This is a genomic window from Sedimentisphaera salicampi (genome assembly GCF_002117005.1).
GTDB lineage: Bacteria > Planctomycetota > Phycisphaerae > Sedimentisphaerales > Sedimentisphaeraceae > Sedimentisphaera > Sedimentisphaera salicampi.
The window spans coordinates 2625540-2643608 of sequence record NZ_CP021023.1; the positions used below are offsets into that span (position 1 = coordinate 2625540).

Genomic DNA, 18069 nt, shown 5'->3' on the forward strand with positions numbered 1-18069 from the left:
TTCATTGAAATTTTGCCCTAAACTACAGCAAACAGTTATCTAACGGATAAAAAGCAATTTTCTGGCAAATTTTCTTGCGGTGTTTAAGGAACGAGATATAATATCTTCAGTACGTTAATTAAACTAAGGAGAAAAAATGAACAGGTTTGCTTTTTTAACAGCGTTGGTAATTCCGGTTTTGGCAATGGGGTTTTCAGGAGGCAGCGGAACTCAGGCTGATCCATACCAGATTTCAACCTCCAATCACCTCGAAGCGGTGAATAACGAACTTGATGCTCATTACCTCATCGTTAATGATATTGACCTTTCCGGCAATTCGTATCTCAGCAGCCCAGTAGCCCCTTATGCGCAAAACGGAGAGGATGGGCTCACAACCGATCTGCCCGCCTTTACCGGCTCATTAGACGGGCAGGGGCATTCGATAATCGGGCTCAACGTAAGCTATCCGGAAAACTCGGAGGATTCCCTTCGCCACTATAAGGGTCTTTTCGGAAGGCTTGGAGATGGGGCATCAGTGAAAAATCTTACGCTTCAATCGCCTCAAATCAGCGGGCTGGATTTCCTCGGCGCACTTGCCGGCGAATTCAGCGGCGCATCAATAGAAAACTGCACAGTTTCCGGCGGAACAGTTTCCGGCAGAATGGCCTATGGCGGACTACTCGGCGTTGGATTCAGCAGTACAGTATCAAACTGCTCATCCTCTGCCGGCATTGAAACAGGTGATGCCGCCGGCGAGAATACTAATGCCGTGGGCGGACTTGCCGGAAGAGCCAGCGAATGCACATTCGCAAACTGCACCGCAGATTGCACATTCACAATGACAGAAGTTTCAGAGAGATTGGGCGGGTTTATCGGCAAGGATTACCTCTGCACAATTTCCTCCTGCTCATCCCAGCCAGATATAACAATCAATGCACCCGAATCGGCTGGATCAAATTTGTATAACGGCGGTTTCAGCGGTCTGTCTTTCGGCACCCAAATCGAAAACTGCTCTGCTGAAAATGGCACAATAAATATTTCAGGAAACTCAAGCAATTCTGTAGGCGGTTTTTCAGGTAAAATAGACGCCGGCTGCGAATTGAGTGATTGTCAGGTTACTGCGAACTTGGCTTTTGAAGGAGAAATCTCTAATCTTGGCGGCTTTGCTGGTGTTATTGAAGAGAGCACTCTAACAAGCTGCCTATCTTCACAGGGGCAAATCAACTCAGCTGCGAACTGCTCTTACGTAGGTGGATTTGCCGGCAAAACTCTTGCAGGAACTTCCGCTGAATACTGCAGCAGCCAGATAGCTATAAATATTTCGGGCAAAAATAACATCGTAGCAGGGTTTGCTGGTGTAAACGAAACATCACTATTCAATTGCTCTGCAGAATGCAGCATAAATTGTGAGGGGGCTAACGTATTAATTGCAGGGTTCTGCGCAAAAAACAAAAACAAAATTGCAAGATGTAAGAGCAGTTCAATAATCACAGCAGACTCCTATTTGGAAATAGTAGCGGGGTTTGTTGCTGAAAATGAACAAACTGTTGCAAACTGTTATTGTGATGGAACTATTCAAACGCAACAAGGTGAGAGTTGCGAAGGATTATATTTATTTATCGGCAACAGCGCTTCGGATGGTCAAATCAGATTTTGCCATGCAAATATGACCATCAACCATTCCGGCGAAATACTTTCTTATCCTGACTGTATCGACAGTTCCGGCTGTTTTAAGACATTAAATGGCTATTTCTGGAATCTTGACAAATTGCCTGAAACGGAACTCAAAAATGTTAATCTTATTGGGGGATTGCCTTCTGCTAATATGGCGAACCGGTCAACCTTCCTTGCAGCAGGCTGGGATTTTATGGAGGATGATTTCAACGGCACAAATGATTTTTGGTATATGCCTGCCGGCGCTGATGCGCCAAAGCTTTTCTGGGAAAATACGAATGATCTTTTCAGTGTTAGCTTCTCAGCAGGTGATAGCGGCGAAATTACTTCCGGCTCTGCCCAGCAGGAAGTTCTGGGCGGCGCAAGCGCTGCTTCGCCTATTGTAACCCCGCAGGAGGGGCTTTGGTGGACAGGCTGGGACGGCGATTTCAGCTCAATAAATTCAGATACGTTCTTCACAGCAACCTATCAGCCCATAGAAAACAAAGGCAGCGGAACTTCCGAAGATCCGTTCAAGGTAGCAACGCCGGAAGATTTGTTTGCGGTTAATGAGGCCCCTTCTGCCCATTACATAATGGTTAACGACATAAACCTTGCGGGCTTGAGTTTAAGCAATGCAGTAATAGATCAAACATTCTCCGGCTCATTCGATGGAGGTGGCTTCGAGATCTTCAATGCATTAGTTGAGGCAGATCTCTCATCCCCAAACGTTGGTATATTCAGGGAAACTGCGGAGGGAAGCGTAATAAAAAATCTTACCTTCAGAAACTGCAAGATTAAGGCAGACCGTCCCTCAGATAATACCGGCGATTTCAAAACCGCCCCGATTGCCTTAAGCAAAAGTGATGTGATAAACTGCCATTCGATTGATGTTACCTCGATTGGTGTGAACGAGGTATCGTGTCTCATTGGCCTGCAGGAGGGCGGACAAATCCAAAACTGCTCCGTCTCAGGGAGTGCTAATGGATTTATTCTTGTTGGGGCTGTTGCTGGTTCAGCGGAAAACTGCACGATTACAGGCTGCACAGCAAATGCATCAGTAACTGGAACGCAGAAAATAGGCGGGCTCATCGGTAAAATTAATGAATGCCATGTAACAGAGTGTTTTTCAGAATCCGTTGTCGAGCTAACTTCTATTCATAAAGATCAATACGTTTATGGAAAACAAATATCTTTGACCAGAGATGCTGGCGGTATGATCGGGCATGCTAAGTTCAGTTCGACTGAATACTCTGAATCAGAAGCAAAAATTTACTGCAAAGAAGGTTTTAGCTTAGGAGGATTAGTTGGCAGAACAGAGAATTCTGAATTCTTTCGCTGCGGCTCGTTGCCTTTGATTTGCAATTACGGGAGTAGTTCCGGAGGTTTTTCAGGTTATGCCGGTGGTACAGGGAGTAGTGTTTATGGCCCTTTCTCCTTATTCGATCAATGTTTTTCAGCGGGCAGCATCAATATTAGAGATGGCTATGCGGCAGGCGGTTTCTGTGCTTATTTATTTAGCGATGTTGTCAAATTTCAAAACTGTTATTCTCACACAGATATAACAGTACCTGAAATTCAATCCCATCTTTATAATGATATTGGGGGTTTCGTAGGAAGTGAACCGGAAGGAATAATTATCAACTGCTACAGCTCTGGATACCTTGATTATAAGTACGAGGTAAATAAAAATTATGGATTTATCCATCACAACAGTTCTTATGTTTATAGCTGTTTCTGGAATTATGAAAATACTGCTCCGGAGTCGGGTTTTGATGCCTCCAGCGAAGACGCTGCTGAAGGTAAAAGTGATTCTGAGATGCGATCTTTAGATACTTTCCTTGATGCCGGCTGGGATTTTGCAGGCTCCCACAGAAACGGTTCAGAAGATATATGGCATTATGTGCCCGGGGAGCTGCCCAAACTTTCTTACCAGCAGGAGGATGAATTCACTGTTACCTTCTCAGCAGGTCTGCATGGCCAGATAGTCTCAGACGATTCTGTGCAGCAGGTAAAGAATGGGCTGTCAGCAAGCTCGCCTCTGATTGAGCCGGATTCAGGATGGTGGTGGACAGGCTGGGATTCAGATTTCAGTGTAATAAGCGGTGAGCTCACCGTTACCGCGCAGTACCGCCCGGCATCTGAGAAAGGCGAAGGCACGGAATCCAGCCCTCTGCTTATTGCCTCAATTGGAGATTTGTCTGAAATTAAAGACTTCCCTCAAGGCTTTTTCAGGCTTATCAAAGATATAAACTGCAAGGGCTTTAACTATTCTGCGAGTATGCCTGAGTCCTTTTCAGGTGAGTTCGATGGAGACGGGTTTAAATTATTCAACCTCAAATCAAACGGCGAGAGCTGCGAAGGAGGTCTGTTCAGCGAGATCGCTGCAGATGGGGCAGTGCGAAATCTTATCATTGATAACGCCAGAATCTCTAAAACTCAACCAAACCTTGGATCGCTGGCAGATGTGAATGAAGGCGTAATTCAGTGCTGCAAAATTTATAATTCTCTGATTGTCGGTTGGGATTATACCGGCGGATTCGCAGGCCTCAACAGCGGAATTATCTATGACTGCAAGCTCCAATACAGCAGAGTAGAATCAACCGAAGGCGCATGGTACACAGGCGGTCTGGCAGGCGGAAATTCGGGCACAATTGAAGAATCCAAATGCACCTCAAGCTGCAGCATAACAGGTTCAGACGGTTCATGGATGCTCGGTGGGGCTGTGGGAGTAAACTCAGGCGGATATATCACTATGACATGCAGCAAGGCCGAAGCAGTGGGCGGGTATGCCTCAACATACACCGCAGGATTTGCCGGAGGCAACGAATCAGGAGGCATTATTGAGAAATCTTGGTGCGAAGCAGACGTTTACGGCAAAGACTTTTCCGGCCAGATTGCCGGCTTCTGCGGAGCTAACGACAGAAATTCAGCTATATCAAATTGCTATTATCAGGGAGGCCTCGGGGCTGGAAACGAATATTTCAATGACAAGTTTGCCGGTTTCTGTTTTAGAAACAGCGGACTCATCGAATACTCATACACCGACAGCTGGACGAATTTCCCAGAACATTGGGAAAATGATATTGAAATACAATTCGCCGATTTCTCTTACCCCGATGCAGTAAGCGAGATTTACGGCTCTGCGGTTTATTCAGATGGCAGGCATATTGCATGTCTTTACGACTATGACTATCAATGCCCGTCTAATTTCGATCCTCCCGAAGGGGTTGAATCTTCCAGCTTTACTGATTCAGATTTAAAAGAGGAAGGCTGGGATCTTATCAATGAATCTGATAACGGCACGGAAGATATATGGATCCCAATACCGGACAGCCCGCCTGCTATCGCAGGATTCAGAGCGTTGTGGGGCGGAGATATCAGCAGGAATGGAGCCGTGGGTTATGGAGACCTGAACCTCCTGCTCGATAGCTGGCTTACAGAAGGCACTGAATACTACGATGACATAAACGCTGACGGAATAGTGGATATGCTGGATTTTGCAATTTACACAAAAGATTTTAAAGAGGAACATTAAAACAATAGTTAGCGGCGGGTTTGCCTCATGCAGACCCGTCTTTCATCTGAATCTGACTGCTTTTCCTTGAGAAATTGAATTCGTTCAGTACAATTCAGGGCTTTACAAGCAAAATAAGCTAATTTAATTTGGTGATGAAATGAAGATTTCTCTGGAATGGTTAAAGGATTATATAGACCTGAACATAAGCCCCGAAGAGATTGGGGATATCCTCAGCGACCTTGGTTTTCCGCTTGAGGAGATGATCAGCTTCGGCGATGATACGGTTCTCGACATCGAGGTAACGAGCAACCGCGGCGACTGCCTTAGCTATATGGGCGTTGCGAGGGAGCTTTCCGTTGCCACGGGAAGCCCTCTGAAGCTGCCTGAAGTGAGCCTTAAGGAGCTGGATTCTGAGGTTGGCCGTCATCTGGCGGTAAACATAAACGAGACCGAACTTTGCAAACGTTATACAGCAAGATATATCGAGGGTGTTGAGGTTGGTCCGAGCCCTGAATGGATGGTTCGCAGGCTCGAGGCCAGCGGGCTTCGCAGCGTGAATAACGTTGTTGATGCCACAAACTACGCTATGCTTGAGTGCGGACAGCCCCCGCATGCTTTTGATTATGATAAGCTCTCAGGCGACACGATAAACGTACGCAAGGCAATCTCAGGCGAGAAGCTCACTTCGATAGATCACAGCGTATGCGAGCTCAAGCCCGATCAGCTTGTGATAGCTGATGAGGAGAATCCTGTAGCGATTGCAGGGGTGATGGGCGGATTTGAGACAGAAGTAAGCCAGACCACAACGAAAATTCTCCTTGAAGAGGCGTTCTTCGATCCCGTCAGTGTGCGCACTACCGCAAGAAGGCTGGGGCTTGGTTCTGAAGCGAGCTTCCGGTTTGAGAGGAATATAGACATCCGCAGCATCGAGTGGGCATCTCGCCGGTGCGCTCAGCTTATCACTTCAGTTGCCGGCGGGGCGGCAGCAAAGGGCATTGCAGACAGCTGTGCAGAGCTTGAAGATATCCCCGAAATTACGCTCAGGCCGGCAAGGCTCTCTCAGATTCTCGGCTTTGATGTGCCGGAGAAAAAGGTTTTCAGCATTCTCGAGGACTTAGGCTTCAATCCTCAGGCAGACAAGAAAAGCGGTGAGTTGAAGTGTAAGTCTCCAACTTGGAGAAACGATATCACAAGAGAAATCGATTTGATTGAAGAAATCGCACGGGTTTACGGATATAATAAGATTCCTGTGGAAGATAAAATTACAATCCGTGCAGCAAAGGCCGACCCGCGCCAAAAATGTATGCAGCAGGTGGGCACATACCTCAACGCCTGCGGCTATTTCGAAACTCTCGGCATAACCTTCACAGATCCGCAGAACGCAAAACTGTTTACGGGCAGATCTAAGAAGGAATATATGGCAGTGAAAGATGTTTCGCGGAAAAACTCTAATCTTTTAAGGCAAACTCTCGCAGGCAGTCTTGCTGAGGTTATGAAAAACAACAAGAACTTCGGAAATGCCGGCTGCAAATTTTACGAGATAGCAGACACCTATGAACTCGACGGTTCTGAACTAAACGAAAAAACCAAACTCGCATTCATAGCTGAGGCAGAAATCAGAGAGCTGCGAGGCATTGTCGAAGGGCTTGTTCGCCGCTACAGCAAAACAGCATCGGTTCAGGTGCGTCCTGCTTCTGTATGCTGGGCTGAGCCGGGAGGCGAGGTGTTTATAAATTCCGAGAGCGTCGGCATCTGCGGAAGGCTTTCAAAAAGCGTATGCGATAAGATAGGCCTCAAAGATACCAAGCCTGCGATGCTTGAAATAGATTTCGATAAGATTTATTCACTCATGGGCGAGCAGTTCAAAGTGGCAAGGCTTCAGAAGTTTCCGTCTGTGGAGCGGGATATCTCGCTTATAGTTTCTGAAGAGCTCAGATGGCTCGATATCGAAAGGGTAATCGAAGAAAACGCCCCGGAGCAGCTTGAGCAGTATGATTATGTAGATACATATCGAGGCAAACCAATACCTTCAGGCAGGAAAAGCCTTACAATGCAGTTAGTTTTCAGGGATGACGACGGCACACTCACCCACGAACAGGTGGATGAGTTTGAAAAGCCTCTCATAAAGGCTTTAACTAACAATTTCAATGCAGAGCTGAGAACAAGCTGATTTTGCTTGAATTGGCCTTTCGGCAATGATATAATCTGTTTTAGAATTGAGCTTCTGCGGTGTTCGTTACGGTCAGCTTAATTGGAGAACCGATGAAGTTTATATAGGGAAGCTCGTTAGCCCTGCGGGGAGGAAATGCCTGAAAAACCAGGACTTTCAAACTGCTTGGCCGGCTGCCCACGTTGATTGCAAGGGTTCTTGCAATCGCTTTCCGAACGGCACCCGCGGAGGTTAGATATCAGCAGGGCTCGCTTCTGGCGGGCTCTGTTTTTTTTTCGCAGAGCGGTTTTAAGCATAAAGCTCAGAAAAGGAATCTCCTTTTAGACGCACTAAAGGGGGCAGTCTCTACTGCCGAGCCGGCAGTGGACTTGCACCACCAAGTTGTTGAACATTCAGGGCAAACAAAAAAAGCCGGAAAAACTTTTTCCGGCTTATAAAATCTTGTTCTGCAATAACGTGATATTAGAGATTAAGCTTTTCAGCTACAAAATCCACGTCCTTATCCCCTCTTCCGGAGAGATTAACGAGGATATTCTTGCCTTTGCCTATCCTTGCGGCTTCCTGCATCGCAAAATGCAAGGCATGAGCACTTTCCAAAGCAGGTATTATCCCCTCGAGGTGAGAGAGCTGCATAAATGCCTCAAGACACTGCTCATCGTCAGCAGTTTCATAGCGAACCCTTCCGATGTCCTTCAGATAGCAGTGCTGCGGGCCAACGCCCGGATAATCCAGGCCTGAGGCGATCGAATAAACCGGAAGGGGATTGCCTTTGTCGTCCTGTAGATTATAGCATTTGAAGCCGTGTATCGTTCCCTTTTTCCCTGCTGTTATAGTAGCGGCGTGTTCATTTGTGTTCAGTCCGTGGCCGGCCGGCTCAACGCCCACAAGCTCTACATCCTCATCATTCAGAAAGGCCGTAAAAATGCCGATAGCATTAGACCCCCCGCCTACGCAGGCGGTAACAACGTCAGGGAGTCTGCCTGTTTTTTCCTGAATCTGCTGCCTTGCTTCCCTGCCCACGACGCTCTGGAAATCCCGAACCATTTTCGGGAAAGGATGAGGCCCCACAACCGAGCCGATTGCATACATAAAGTTGTCTGGGTCTCTTAGATACTCCTCAAATGCGCTGTCAACGGCATCCTTCAGCGTTTTCGTTCCCCTCGAGACCGGCACAATCCTGCATCCGAGAATCTTCATCTTGGTAACATTTGGATGCTCTTTAACAATATCCACCTCTCCCATATGGATCTCGCAGTCAATTCCAACCAGCGCGCACGCTGTAGCCAGAGCCACTCCGTGTTGCCCAGCGCCCGTTTCCGCAAGCACTTTTGTCTTGCCCATATATTTTGCAAGAAGCGCCTCGCCGAGGCAGTGGTTTATCTTGTGTGCTCCGGTATGGTTGAGGTCTTCGCGTTTTAAGTAGATATTTGCCCCGCCGGCCTTTTCTGTGATCTTTTTGGCAAAATAGATCGGGCTCGGCCTGCCTACGTAATCAGTGTAGAGGTTGGCAAGGTCTGCCTGAAAATCCTCGGTGCTTGTTACTCTCTCGTAAGCCGCAGAGATGTCATCCATAACCGCCTTCAGCTCAGGCGGTATCTGCTGGCCTCCATATTCCCCGAAATAGCCTTCCTTATCGGGCATTGCGCTGAATTCTAATGCCATTTTTAGTACCTCTGAATTTTGTTTATTAAAACTTAACTAAAATATTTTGTCATCGTAATGCTGTTGCCTTTATCGTTATACTGCACGTCATCCATAACGTATTTGATTATATAAACACCTCTGCCCGTTGTTTTATTCAGATTTTCATCTGCAGTAGGGTCTATAAGCTTTTCTCTTTCAAAACCCTCCCCCTGATCGGTTACTGTTACAGAAAAGGCCTGGTCTGTCCAGGAAAAGTTTACAGTAACCTTCTTGGCCGGGTCACGCTTGTTACCGTGCACAATCGCATTGTTAAGAGCCTCAGCAACCGCGAGCCTCAGCCACCAGACAGTGTCGGATGAAATCTCGCTGCCTGCTGGAGCAAAAATCTTATCGCAAAGCTGCTGGGTTTGTGCAGGATAACTGACGCACAATGTTTCAGATTTCTCCATTACTCGTTAATTGAAAGCAGTATTGCCTTATGCGATTCGCTTACATCCTTGCGAATGGTGAACACCTGGTCGAGCTTGGTGATTTTGAAAATTTCCAGGATACGTTTATTAATTCCGCACAAGCTCAAGAAGCCGCCCTGCTTTTTGATTTCGCTGTTTATCCGAATCAAAACACCAAGCGCTGAACTGCTGAGATGTTCTACTCGGCTGAAATCTATAATCATCTTCGTAGGCCTGCATTCTTCCACCAGCGGGTTAAGCGTTTCTTCCAATGACAAAATCTGAGCATCTTCAAGAAGCCTTGGGATGGTAATCTCTACTATTACCACCTTCCCTGCATATCTGACACTTACTACTGGGTTGTTCATATTTATCTCCTGATATTTACAGCCGGGGCTGAGTGTCTTTGTTAGAGCCGAAGCCGCCGAGGCCGGGTTTTTCCCCGAAGCCCTTGAATCTGCCTGAAGCATTCGAGCTTCCCCCGGCGGATTTATTTCCTGTATTTCTTCCGCCTTTATTATATCTACTAAGCCCTGGACTGTCCAGTTCGCCTTTGGCTGAGCTTTTTTTGCCGCCCTTTGTTATCAGCGAATAGCTGAAGGTTTGGTACTGCTTTTCCATCTTTTCGTAGTTCGAACCGAAATACTCCTCGAACACAGCTACTCCCGCTTTGCGGTTTACGGCTGTATTCAGCGTTACATTCCTGTCTTCGAGATTTACAAGTATGTTTCTGCTGATGTCCCATTTGCCTTCCGCTCCGTCTTGAATAAGGGAAAAGAGCTTGGAGGCGTAGTTCTCTTTGTCGTATTCCCTGAGAAACCTGATAAAGCTGTAAAGCTTGGAATAGTAGGCGTTCGTTCTCTCAGGATTGGGCTCTTTGAAAAGCGAGGTGGGGTTGATTTTCAATAGCTCGGTGAAAGATATCTCATAATTATCCGCCGCTGCCTTGCTTAGCCCCTGAATTCGCAGCTTGTTGTATTTCGGGTTGAAATCAAATCCGCCGTCGGTGAAGCGTACGCCTTCAAAGCTCATCGCCATCCCCTCATCTATCCATGCAGGAAGCTGATAGCGAAAATGCCTTCTGCTGAACTGATGCCAGCATTCGTGGGCTAAAAGCGAGAGCGTTTTGTTCAGTCCCAAATTGTAAGCTGCGCAGACACCGTTGTGGTAGAAGGCGCCGTTTTTTATGTTCTTGAAATACGGCCAGTATTCCGCTGTGAAGCCCTCGGTAAACAGCTCCCACTGCTCCCGCTCGGCAAATAGATACACATCACTCGGGCGTCGGGAAACCGTGCTTATCCCCGATACCTCCTGAAAGCGGCTGTGAAGCGTTTCAAGAAACAGCGGGATCCTTCGGGTGAGCAGGAAGTCTTTCAGCGTTGAATGCACCGCATAATGCTCTGTGGTTATAACAATCCCGCCTTCTGCGAAGGCATTTTCCCACAGCTGCACAGACTCAACAGCCGGAAGCTTTTCAAGCATAAACGTTAAGCCGGCCTCTTGAGACTCTGCTTCACTGCTTTGCTCCTGGCTCTGGAGGTTTGCTTCAGTGGTGTCTGCTGTTTTCCCGCAGCCTGCTGTTAGAAGGGCGGCGGCTGCCAATAGTAATTTTATATAAACCTTCATTCAGCAAGCATACCTCTGGCAGTATTCTCGGCAGTATCTTTTCCTTCGAGCATTTCCGCAAGCTTGAGGGCAAACGCCATAGCCGTTCCGGGGCCTCTGCTTGTTATGCAGTTTCCGTCTGCCACAACATCCTCGCCTTCAAGATAGCTGTCTGCAAGTGAATGTTCGAGCCCGGGGTAGCAGGTGCCTTTTTTGCCCGCCATAAGCCCGTGAGAGGCAAGCACTATCGCTGGCGATGCGCATATTGCAGCATACAAGCGACCCGCCTCAGCCTGAGTTTTGAGCATCTCGGTTAGAATTCTGGAATCTCTCAGATGCTCGGCCCCGGGCATTCCTCCCGGAAGAACTATAAGATCGTATTCATTCCCAGAGCACACCTCTATAGGGGCATCAGCCACGAGTTTAGTGCCTCTGCTCATTGTTACAGAAATATCGGCCACCGAAGCTATTGTAAGCTCAGTGCCGGCTCGCCTCAAAACATCGACAACAGTAATAGCTTCGAGCTCTTCGCTGCCCTCTGCAATGGGTAAAAGCGCTGTTTTGCTCATTTTTTCTTCTCCTCTATTTGAGTTCAGAATAAAATTTCTTTCCGGCTCCTGAGCATTATAACAAAGACTTCAAATTTAGAAAATAAAATGTTACGATACGGCAGTACGGGCGTGAGACATTATTTTTGGGCAAAGCTTTGTGCTCCGTCCCGCCTGCGGTGGACAGACTCAGGAGGAAATATATATATTAACCACAGAGTGACTGAGCTAATCAAAGAAGTTGGTATTGTTGCAGCGACAGCTTGGATTGGTAATTCTGCCGGCGTTGCGCTGAAACACTATGGACAGGTAACAGATTCAGAAATGAAAGAAGCAGATAATCGAGACCGCAAAAGGTGGTCTGCAAAAAAGTCTGCACAAATCCGCTGTAAGCAGTTGCAAGGAAACGCAGGAAGGTAAAGCGGAAGGTGATATAAACCCTTGCGATTGCAAGACTTTGCGGCAAAAAAACAGGGCTTTGCATTTCCCTGCAAAACCCTATAAAGCTCCTCGAGTAGGACTCGATTTATCCTTCGGCCAATCTTCGACCTACAACCTAGCGGTTAATCCGCCTGCGGCGGACTCGCTCTACCGATCTTGGAATCAAGCCATTCTCTTCCGATTCCGGTTTTTAGCCACGCTTCTCGTTTCATAGACTCTGATCTTGTGCTGTATTTTTCGCAGTGCACCAGCTCCCATCTGCCGGCATATTTTGAAGTGAATCTATGCTTGTTTATGCTGGCTCCGTTATGCTCTGCGAGCCTTCGGCCAAGGTTTTCTGTCTGACCGATATATCGCTTGCCAGCTTCTTTATTTATGATTACATACACCCAAAACAATTCCAAGATTCCATTGAAAAGGCACTGCAAGATTTCTCCGGCAGCGCATTATTAATCTGTTCAATGATACTTAAGATTTTCTTTCAACCTAGCGGTTGAGTATTATAAAACTCCTCGAGTAGGACTCGAACCTACAACCTAGCGGTTAACAGCCGCTCGCTCTACCGATTGAGCTATCGAGGAATAAACGCTATTCAGCGTGCAATAGACGGGATATACTACTAATTTGACGTTCGGTGTCAAGCGGAGAAATCAAAAAAGAACATAAAAACTGTGAAATTTTCTGCCCTTCCCGCAGGACACATAAAATTGAGCTGGAATTTCAAGCAGCGTAATCTTGGCACTGCACAACCCAGTGGTTAATCCGCCTGCGGCGGACTCGCTCTACCGATTGAGCTATCGAGGAATAAACGCTATTCAGCGTGCAATAGACGGGATATACTACTAATTTGGCGTTCGGTGTCAAGCGGAGAAATCAAAAAAGAACATAAAAACTGTGAAATTTTCTGCCCTTCCCGCAGGACACATAAAATTGAGCTGGAATTTCAAGCAGCGTAATCGTGGCACTGCACAACCCAGCGGTTAATCCGCCTGCGGCGGACTCGCTCTACCGATTGAGCTATCGAGGAATAAACGCTATTCAGCGTGCAATAGACGGGATATACTACTAATTTGACGTTCGGTGTCAAGCGGAGAAATCAAAAAAGAACATAAAAACTGTGAAATTTTCTGCCCTTCCCGCAGGACACATAAAATTGAGCTGGAATTTCAAGCAGCGTAATCTTGGCACTCCACAGCCCAGCGGTTAATCCGCCTGCGGCGGACAGGTTCTGCCGGTGTTGAAATCAAGCCATTCTCTTCCGATTCCGGTTTTCAGCCAAGCTTCACGTTTCATAGCTTCTGATCTTGTGCTGTACTGTTCGCAGTGCACCAGCTCCCATCTGCCGGCATTTTCTGCCTCGCAGCTTCTGTTATTTGCATCTGTTTATTTCAGGAGTTTGTCGAACATATCGACAGAGAGGCAGTGGCGGAGTTTCTGCAGGGCCTTAAGCTCAATCTGCCTTGCTGTTTCCTGGCTCACGCCGAGCTCTTTTCCAATCTGTTTGAGTGTTTTCTTCTTTTTCTTAATCAGCGATGGGTCATCGAGGCCGTAATGGCTTTTCACCACAAACTGCTCCTTTGGCTCGAGATTTGCCGAGATCACCTCCTCCAAATCCCGTCCGGCCTGCTCAACCACAGGCACCGAGCTTGCATCCACATTCCGCATATCCGTATGAACTGAATCTTCCAGAGGCAGCGAATCGGACGGAGTGAGCGTTGCGAAGCTTCGCACCACCGCCCAGCCGGCATACGTTGAGAATCGAAATCCCTTTGTGTAGTCGTAGCCTTCTATTGCGCGGAATAGTGCCATATTGCCCTCGCTTATCAGCTCTGCGAACGAGATGTGTTTTCCGATATGCTTTGCAGCAATATTTATTACAACCCTCAGATTAGACTGAAAAACAGCGTGTTTGATTTTCTCTATTTCTTCGAGCCTCTTATGCATTTTCTGAAGTTTCTTCCCTGAAGGCGAGGAAAGATTCAGCGTTTGTTTTTCCTGCTGATAAAGCTTTTTCAAACAGTTGTACTTAATAAACATCTCGCGTTCCTGATCACGGGTTGCCGGCCGGATCTTATTTATCCTGCTGATATACCGGTTTACATCATCAGGCGATGTGCTTACCTCAACCGGAGATGGAAGAAATATTTTTTTCTCTTCAATCTTTCTCATCTGAGCAGGCTTTTGGAAATCAGGCGAATCAACAAAACCAAGCTCCACCGCTTCTATCCTCTTTGCCTTGCTGCGATTGATTGCTCTGTACACGCTCGAGCGGCTGCAGCCGAACATTTTGCAGATATCGCAAACGCTTTTCCCGCCCGCATAAAGCTCGCTGATCTGCTTCTGTATTTTGCTGTTCACCTTGCCTTTTCTCGGGAGGTAAATATCGCTTTGCTCTTTTTGTTCTGCGTTTTGCAGGGTGCTTCTAACCGTTTCAAAGCTGCGGTTAGTTTTTTCAGAGATCAGTTTCGCTGCTTTGCTTCTTGTGATATCCGGCCGGCTTTCTTTGAGCTGTTTTGAAAGCTCAAGGATATTCTGCCTGTCTTCCTCTGAAAGCCTATTAAAGCTTGATGCCTTCTTAATTATTTCCGGATTCTGCTTCCTGAAATGCTCTAAGGACTGCTGAGTTACAGCGAGTTTTTTTATGCCGTCTTCAAATACGAGGTATCTAACTATAAGCCCGAAGCTTCTCCATCGCCGGATAGTCTTATCACAAACCCCAAGCTCCTCTGCGAGCGAGGCAATAGAATATGCAGGCTGATTGAGCATTGCTGCAGGCTGGCTTACTGTTTTGCTGAGCTCAAGGATAAACAGCCTCACATCGGCCTGAACGCTGCTGCCTTCTAGGATCTCGATTTCGCCCTCGCCGCCAGGGTTGTATCCTGTGATTTTGCTGCATACAAATTCATAAGGATACTGCTTGCTAGTCTCGAGGAGGCAGTATAGCGATTCGGCCTTCTCGAGCATTTCCAGCTTAACCCTTATCGGAGAGAAGCGTACATCAGCCAGCAGCCCTTTGATTTTGTCTGTTCTGAAATCAGCCATAATGTTTTCCGTTTATAAACTCTGCAAAGCGATTATAATCGAAACATCAAGGCAAAACAAACCTGCCTGAAATTCAGCTTGAATAATTAGAGACGCAATGAACAAACTAAACATAACAATTTGTATTTCAGCGGCATTAGTTCTGCCGCTTATCTGTGCGGGGTGCGGGCGTGAAGGCGTTAAAACCAGCACAAGCAGCAGCAGAATGCATATGGATACTTTTGTGAGGATTACGGCTTCTGCCGGCTCGCAGAGTGATGCAGAGCGAGCAATCGAAGCAGGCTTTGCGCAGATCAAACGCATAGAAAAACTTATGGACAGGCACGACCCTGCATCTAAAGTTTCTCAGATAAATTCAAACTCCGGCAGCTGGGTTAAGGCGGGCAGCGATATCGTTGAGGTGATCGAAATCTCAAAACGGTTCAGCGATAAAACAGGCGGTGCATTCGATATAAGCATTGCGCCGGTGATTGATTTGTGGATTCAGGCAGCGGAAAAGGGGCAAAAGCCCACGCAGGCGGAAATGAGAAGGGCAAAATCTCTCGTTGATTACCGGAAAATTAAAACGCGCACCGCCAAAGGGACGGTAAAGCTTGCTGAAAGGGGCATGGAGATAGACCTTGGCGCAGTTGCCAAGGGCTACGCATTAGACAAGGCAAGAGAGGCGATGAAAGAAGCCGGCGCAAAGGGCGGGCTTATAAACGCAGGCGGAGATATACTGTGCTTCGGCGATAACGGCAGGGAAGGCGGCTGGAAGATTGGCGTTCGAAGCCCTGAGGCAAACGGCAGGAGTGATATCGAAAGCGTGCTTGAGGCTGAATCGGGGGCGATAGCAACCAGCGGGGATTATCTTCGGTTTTACGAAATCGGGGGATTAAAAACGAGCCACATAATCAACCCCTCTACCGGCGAAGGCAGCTCGGCTTTCAAGAGCGCAACGGTGTTTGCCCATAGAGCAGCTAAAGCAGATGCCTTGGCAACAGCGTTCTCGCTTTTGGGCAGGGATAAGGGGCTCAAGCTGATTGAATTGATTGACGGGGCGGAGTGTTTTGCGATAGCTGCAAAAGACGGAGAGCAGATAAAATCTTCCGGCTGGGATAAGCTTACTTCTCAGAGGTCTTCTCTGGAGGAACGTTGAGATAGTCCAGCGTATTATCTAAAATCTCCTTCACCACCGGCGCAGATACCCTTCCGCCGGAATATCCCATCCCGAGGCTCCTGTCCGGCTTCCTTATAGACACAAGCACCACAGCCCTCGGCTCTTTGAATGGAGCCCCGCCCACAAAAGAAGCGGTGTAATGCTTATTGCTGTACTGGCCGGTGGCAGGGTCGTATATGTTGGCAGTGCCGGTTTTCCCGAAAACAGTGTAATCCTCCATTGCAGCGTTCTTGCCTGTTCCGTCTTCTGAGTTTACTACTCCGGCAAGTGCATCCATTATGAAATCGCAGGTGTCTTCTGAGAATATCTTCCCGTAACGCTCAAAGTCTGCCCCGAGCTGCTGTACAGTGTTTCCGTCGTTATCGATTACGGCCTTGGCAAGATAAGGCCGAACAGACCGCCCCCCGTTTGCAACGGCGCAGTATGCCCTGAGGATCTGTATGCCTGTAATCCCGATTTCCTGCCCGAAGGGGATCCTTGTAACTGAATAGCCCGTCCATCTGTCCAGAGGCCTTATCTTAGGGCTCCTCTCTCCCGGGAGGTCTATGTCGGTCTTGTATGTAAAGCCGATCTTTTCGAGGCATTCGTGAAGCCCTTTCTTTTTCAGAATAAGGCCTATCTTTGCCATTCCGATATTGCTTGATTTGATCAGGATCTCCTTGAGCGGGAGATTCCCGTAGCGGTGGTAGTTGTATTCCTGAATCCGTCCGGAGCCCCTTCTGTAGAACATCCCGTCTTCGCAGTCTATTATTCTCCCCTTGCTCACAGCTCCCATATCAACAGCTCCAGCCATAATCAGCGGCTTAACCACACTGCCCGGCTCGAAGAGGTCGGTAACAGCCCTGTTTCGCCGGCTGGAAGGCTCAGACTGCCCAAGGTTTTCGGGGTCGTAATCAGGGTAGTTTGCCATCGCCATCACGCCGCCTGTCTGCGGGTTCATCACTATTGCAAAGCCCGATTCTGCTTTGAACTTTTCGCATCTTTTCTCAAGCGCATCGCTTGCGAACATTTGAATAACAGAATCGAGATTGAGGATTATGCTTTTGCCGTTTTTTGCCCCTGTTTCCCCGCCGAGCCTGCTTACAGGCCTCCGTCCTGAATCAACGAGAAATCTCTGCATCCCCTTTTCGCCTGAGAGCAGGTCGAAATAGTACCTCTCGAGACCCTCGCTGCCGGCCTTCTGCTGGCCTGCATACCCGACAGTATGGCAGAAGAGCCTGCCCATAGGGTATTCACGTTCCCAGCGGTAGTCTATCCCTGTACCGTACAGTCTTGAGCGGGTTATCTCCTCTGAGTCTTCATCCCAGCGATACTCAAAAATCTTATCGAACTTGGTTCTCTGCTCCTGATTTATCCCCCTGGCCACAATGATATGCCTGTATCTGTCTTTTGGGGTTTTGTAAATCTTCTTCTCTATGCTGCAATCAGGGAGCCCGAGCAGCTCTTCGAGCTTTGCGATTGTTTCGTAACGTGCGATGTAATGCCGGCGTGATTCATTCTTGTAGGGGCTCAGCATTGCAGCGCCGTCGATGAACACATCTTCCTTTAGTTTGCTCACCGCCAGAAGATTGCCTCTTGCATCAACAATTACGCCCCTCCTTGCACGCTTATCCACTGTAACCTCGAAAGCATCAAGCCTTTCCTCCAATTCAGGCCTTTTCTCTGAAACAATCAAAACACACTTAACTGCCGCAGCGCAGGCAGCTGCAAGTATTAAGGCAAATATTAAATTCATCCTGTGATTGTTTCTTTTCAAGGGCTATTCCTGCTTTTTTTGAGGGTTATTTTAGCTGAAATAATTTTAGCAATTACGGTTTTGCTGTCCAATATAATAGCAGAATCAAAGATGTGCGACAATA

The 18069-nt window shown here is 47.6% G+C and carries 11 protein-coding genes, 1 tRNA gene and 1 other RNA gene; 4 read left to right on the plus strand and 9 right to left on the minus strand.

The genetic code is table 11. From position 1 onward, the window contains the following. The first annotated feature begins 136 nt into the window (after nt 1-136). The 3 genes from STSP1_RS10005 to ssrS all read left to right on the plus strand — a co-directional run bounded on the left by STSP1_RS10005 (nt 137) and on the right by ssrS (nt 7557). On the plus strand, nt 137-5170 hold the full coding sequence (locus tag STSP1_RS10005) for a M26 family metallopeptidase (protein ID WP_085756203.1): 5034 nt from the start codon (nt 137-139) through the stop codon (nt 5168-5170). Nucleotides 5171-5309: 139 nt separating this feature from the next. Next, nucleotides 5310-7322: a phenylalanine--tRNA ligase subunit beta gene (pheT, locus tag STSP1_RS10010; RefSeq protein ID WP_085756204.1), complete on the plus strand. Its 2013-nt coding sequence runs from the start codon at nt 5310-5312 to the stop codon at nt 7320-7322. 48 nt (nt 7323-7370) lie between these two features. Then, nucleotides 7371-7557: non-coding RNA, 6S RNA (gene ssrS, locus STSP1_RS10015), on the plus strand. A 227-nt stretch (nt 7558-7784) separates the two neighbouring features. Here the strand turns inward: ssrS and trpB are convergent. From trpB to STSP1_RS10060, 8 genes are all read right to left on the minus strand, one after another. Further along, complete coding sequence (gene trpB / locus STSP1_RS10020) at nt 7785-8984, minus strand: tryptophan synthase subunit beta (RefSeq protein ID WP_085756205.1); 1200 nt, start codon at nt 8982-8984, stop codon at nt 7785-7787. Nucleotides 8985-9016: 32 nt separating this feature from the next. Further along, nucleotides 9017-9415, minus strand: a complete 399-nt coding sequence (locus STSP1_RS10025; RefSeq protein ID WP_085756206.1) for an ATP-binding protein — start codon at nt 9413-9415, stop codon at nt 9017-9019. Next, on the minus strand, nt 9415-9783 hold the full coding sequence (locus STSP1_RS10030; RefSeq protein WP_161491709.1) for an STAS domain-containing protein: 369 nt from the start codon (nt 9781-9783) through the stop codon (nt 9415-9417). Before STSP1_RS10030 ends, STSP1_RS10025 begins: the two co-directional genes overlap by 1 nt. 16 nt (nt 9784-9799) lie before the next feature. Next, a complete protein-coding gene (locus tag STSP1_RS10035) occupies nt 9800-11041 on the minus strand; it encodes a hypothetical protein (RefSeq protein WP_085756208.1) in 1242 nt (413 codons plus the stop codon). Beyond that, nucleotides 11038-11589 (minus strand): DJ-1 family glyoxalase III, encoded by a 552-nt coding sequence (locus tag STSP1_RS10040; RefSeq protein ID WP_085756209.1) that lies wholly within the window; start codon nt 11587-11589, stop codon nt 11038-11040. Before STSP1_RS10040 ends, STSP1_RS10035 begins: the two co-directional genes overlap by 4 nt. Before the next feature lie 542 nt (nt 11590-12131). Then, nucleotides 12132-12398: a GIY-YIG nuclease family protein gene (locus STSP1_RS10050; RefSeq protein WP_226997531.1), complete on the minus strand. Its 267-nt coding sequence runs from the start codon at nt 12396-12398 to the stop codon at nt 12132-12134. Between the two features lie 119 nt (nt 12399-12517). Further along, nucleotides 12518-12590 (minus strand) — tRNA-Asn (locus STSP1_RS10055). An 802-nt stretch (nt 12591-13392) separates the two neighbouring features. Beyond that, complete coding sequence (locus STSP1_RS10060; RefSeq protein WP_085756211.1) at nt 13393-15051, minus strand: sigma-70 family RNA polymerase sigma factor; 1659 nt, start codon at nt 15049-15051, stop codon at nt 13393-13395. A 97-nt stretch (nt 15052-15148) separates the two neighbouring features. Here STSP1_RS10060 and STSP1_RS10065 point away from each other — a divergent pair, with 97 nt between their 5' ends. Then, a complete protein-coding gene (locus STSP1_RS10065) occupies nt 15149-16189 on the plus strand; it encodes an FAD:protein FMN transferase (protein ID WP_085756212.1) in 1041 nt (346 codons plus the stop codon). Here the strand turns inward: STSP1_RS10065 and STSP1_RS10070 are convergent. Continuing rightward, the gene (locus STSP1_RS10070) at nt 16155-17966 is read right to left on the minus strand and encodes a peptidoglycan D,D-transpeptidase FtsI family protein (protein ID WP_085756213.1); all 1812 of its coding nucleotides are present in this window, start codon (nt 17964-17966) and stop codon (nt 16155-16157) included. The genes STSP1_RS10065 and STSP1_RS10070 overlap by 35 nt on opposite strands. Nucleotides 17967-18069 lie beyond the last annotated feature (103 nt).

What these genes read in the sequence shown, in the direction of transcription:
- STSP1_RS10005 (WP_085756203.1), top strand. Translation starts at nt 137, where the DNA reads ATGAACAGGTTTGCTTTTTTAACAGCGTTGGTAATTCCGGTTTTGGCA.
- pheT (WP_085756204.1), top strand. Translation starts at nt 5,310, where the DNA reads ATGAAGATTTCTCTGGAATGGTTAAAGGATTATATAGACCTGAACATA.
- trpB (WP_085756205.1), bottom strand. Translation starts at nt 8,984, where the DNA reads ATGGCATTAGAATTCAGCGCAATGCCCGATAAGGAAGGCTATTTCGGG.
- STSP1_RS10025 (WP_085756206.1), bottom strand. Translation starts at nt 9,415, where the DNA reads ATGGAGAAATCTGAAACATTGTGCGTCAGTTATCCTGCACAAACCCAG.
- STSP1_RS10030 (WP_161491709.1), bottom strand. Translation starts at nt 9,783, where the DNA reads ATGAACAACCCAGTAGTAAGTGTCAGATATGCAGGGAAGGTGGTAATA.
- STSP1_RS10035 (WP_085756208.1), bottom strand. Translation starts at nt 11,041, where the DNA reads ATGAAGGTTTATATAAAATTACTATTGGCAGCCGCCGCCCTTCTAACA.
- STSP1_RS10040 (WP_085756209.1), bottom strand. Translation starts at nt 11,589, where the DNA reads ATGAGCAAAACAGCGCTTTTACCCATTGCAGAGGGCAGCGAAGAGCTC.
- STSP1_RS10060 (WP_085756211.1), bottom strand. Translation starts at nt 15,051, where the DNA reads ATGGCTGATTTCAGAACAGACAAAATCAAAGGGCTGCTGGCTGATGTA.
- STSP1_RS10065 (WP_085756212.1), top strand. Translation starts at nt 15,149, where the DNA reads ATGAACAAACTAAACATAACAATTTGTATTTCAGCGGCATTAGTTCTG.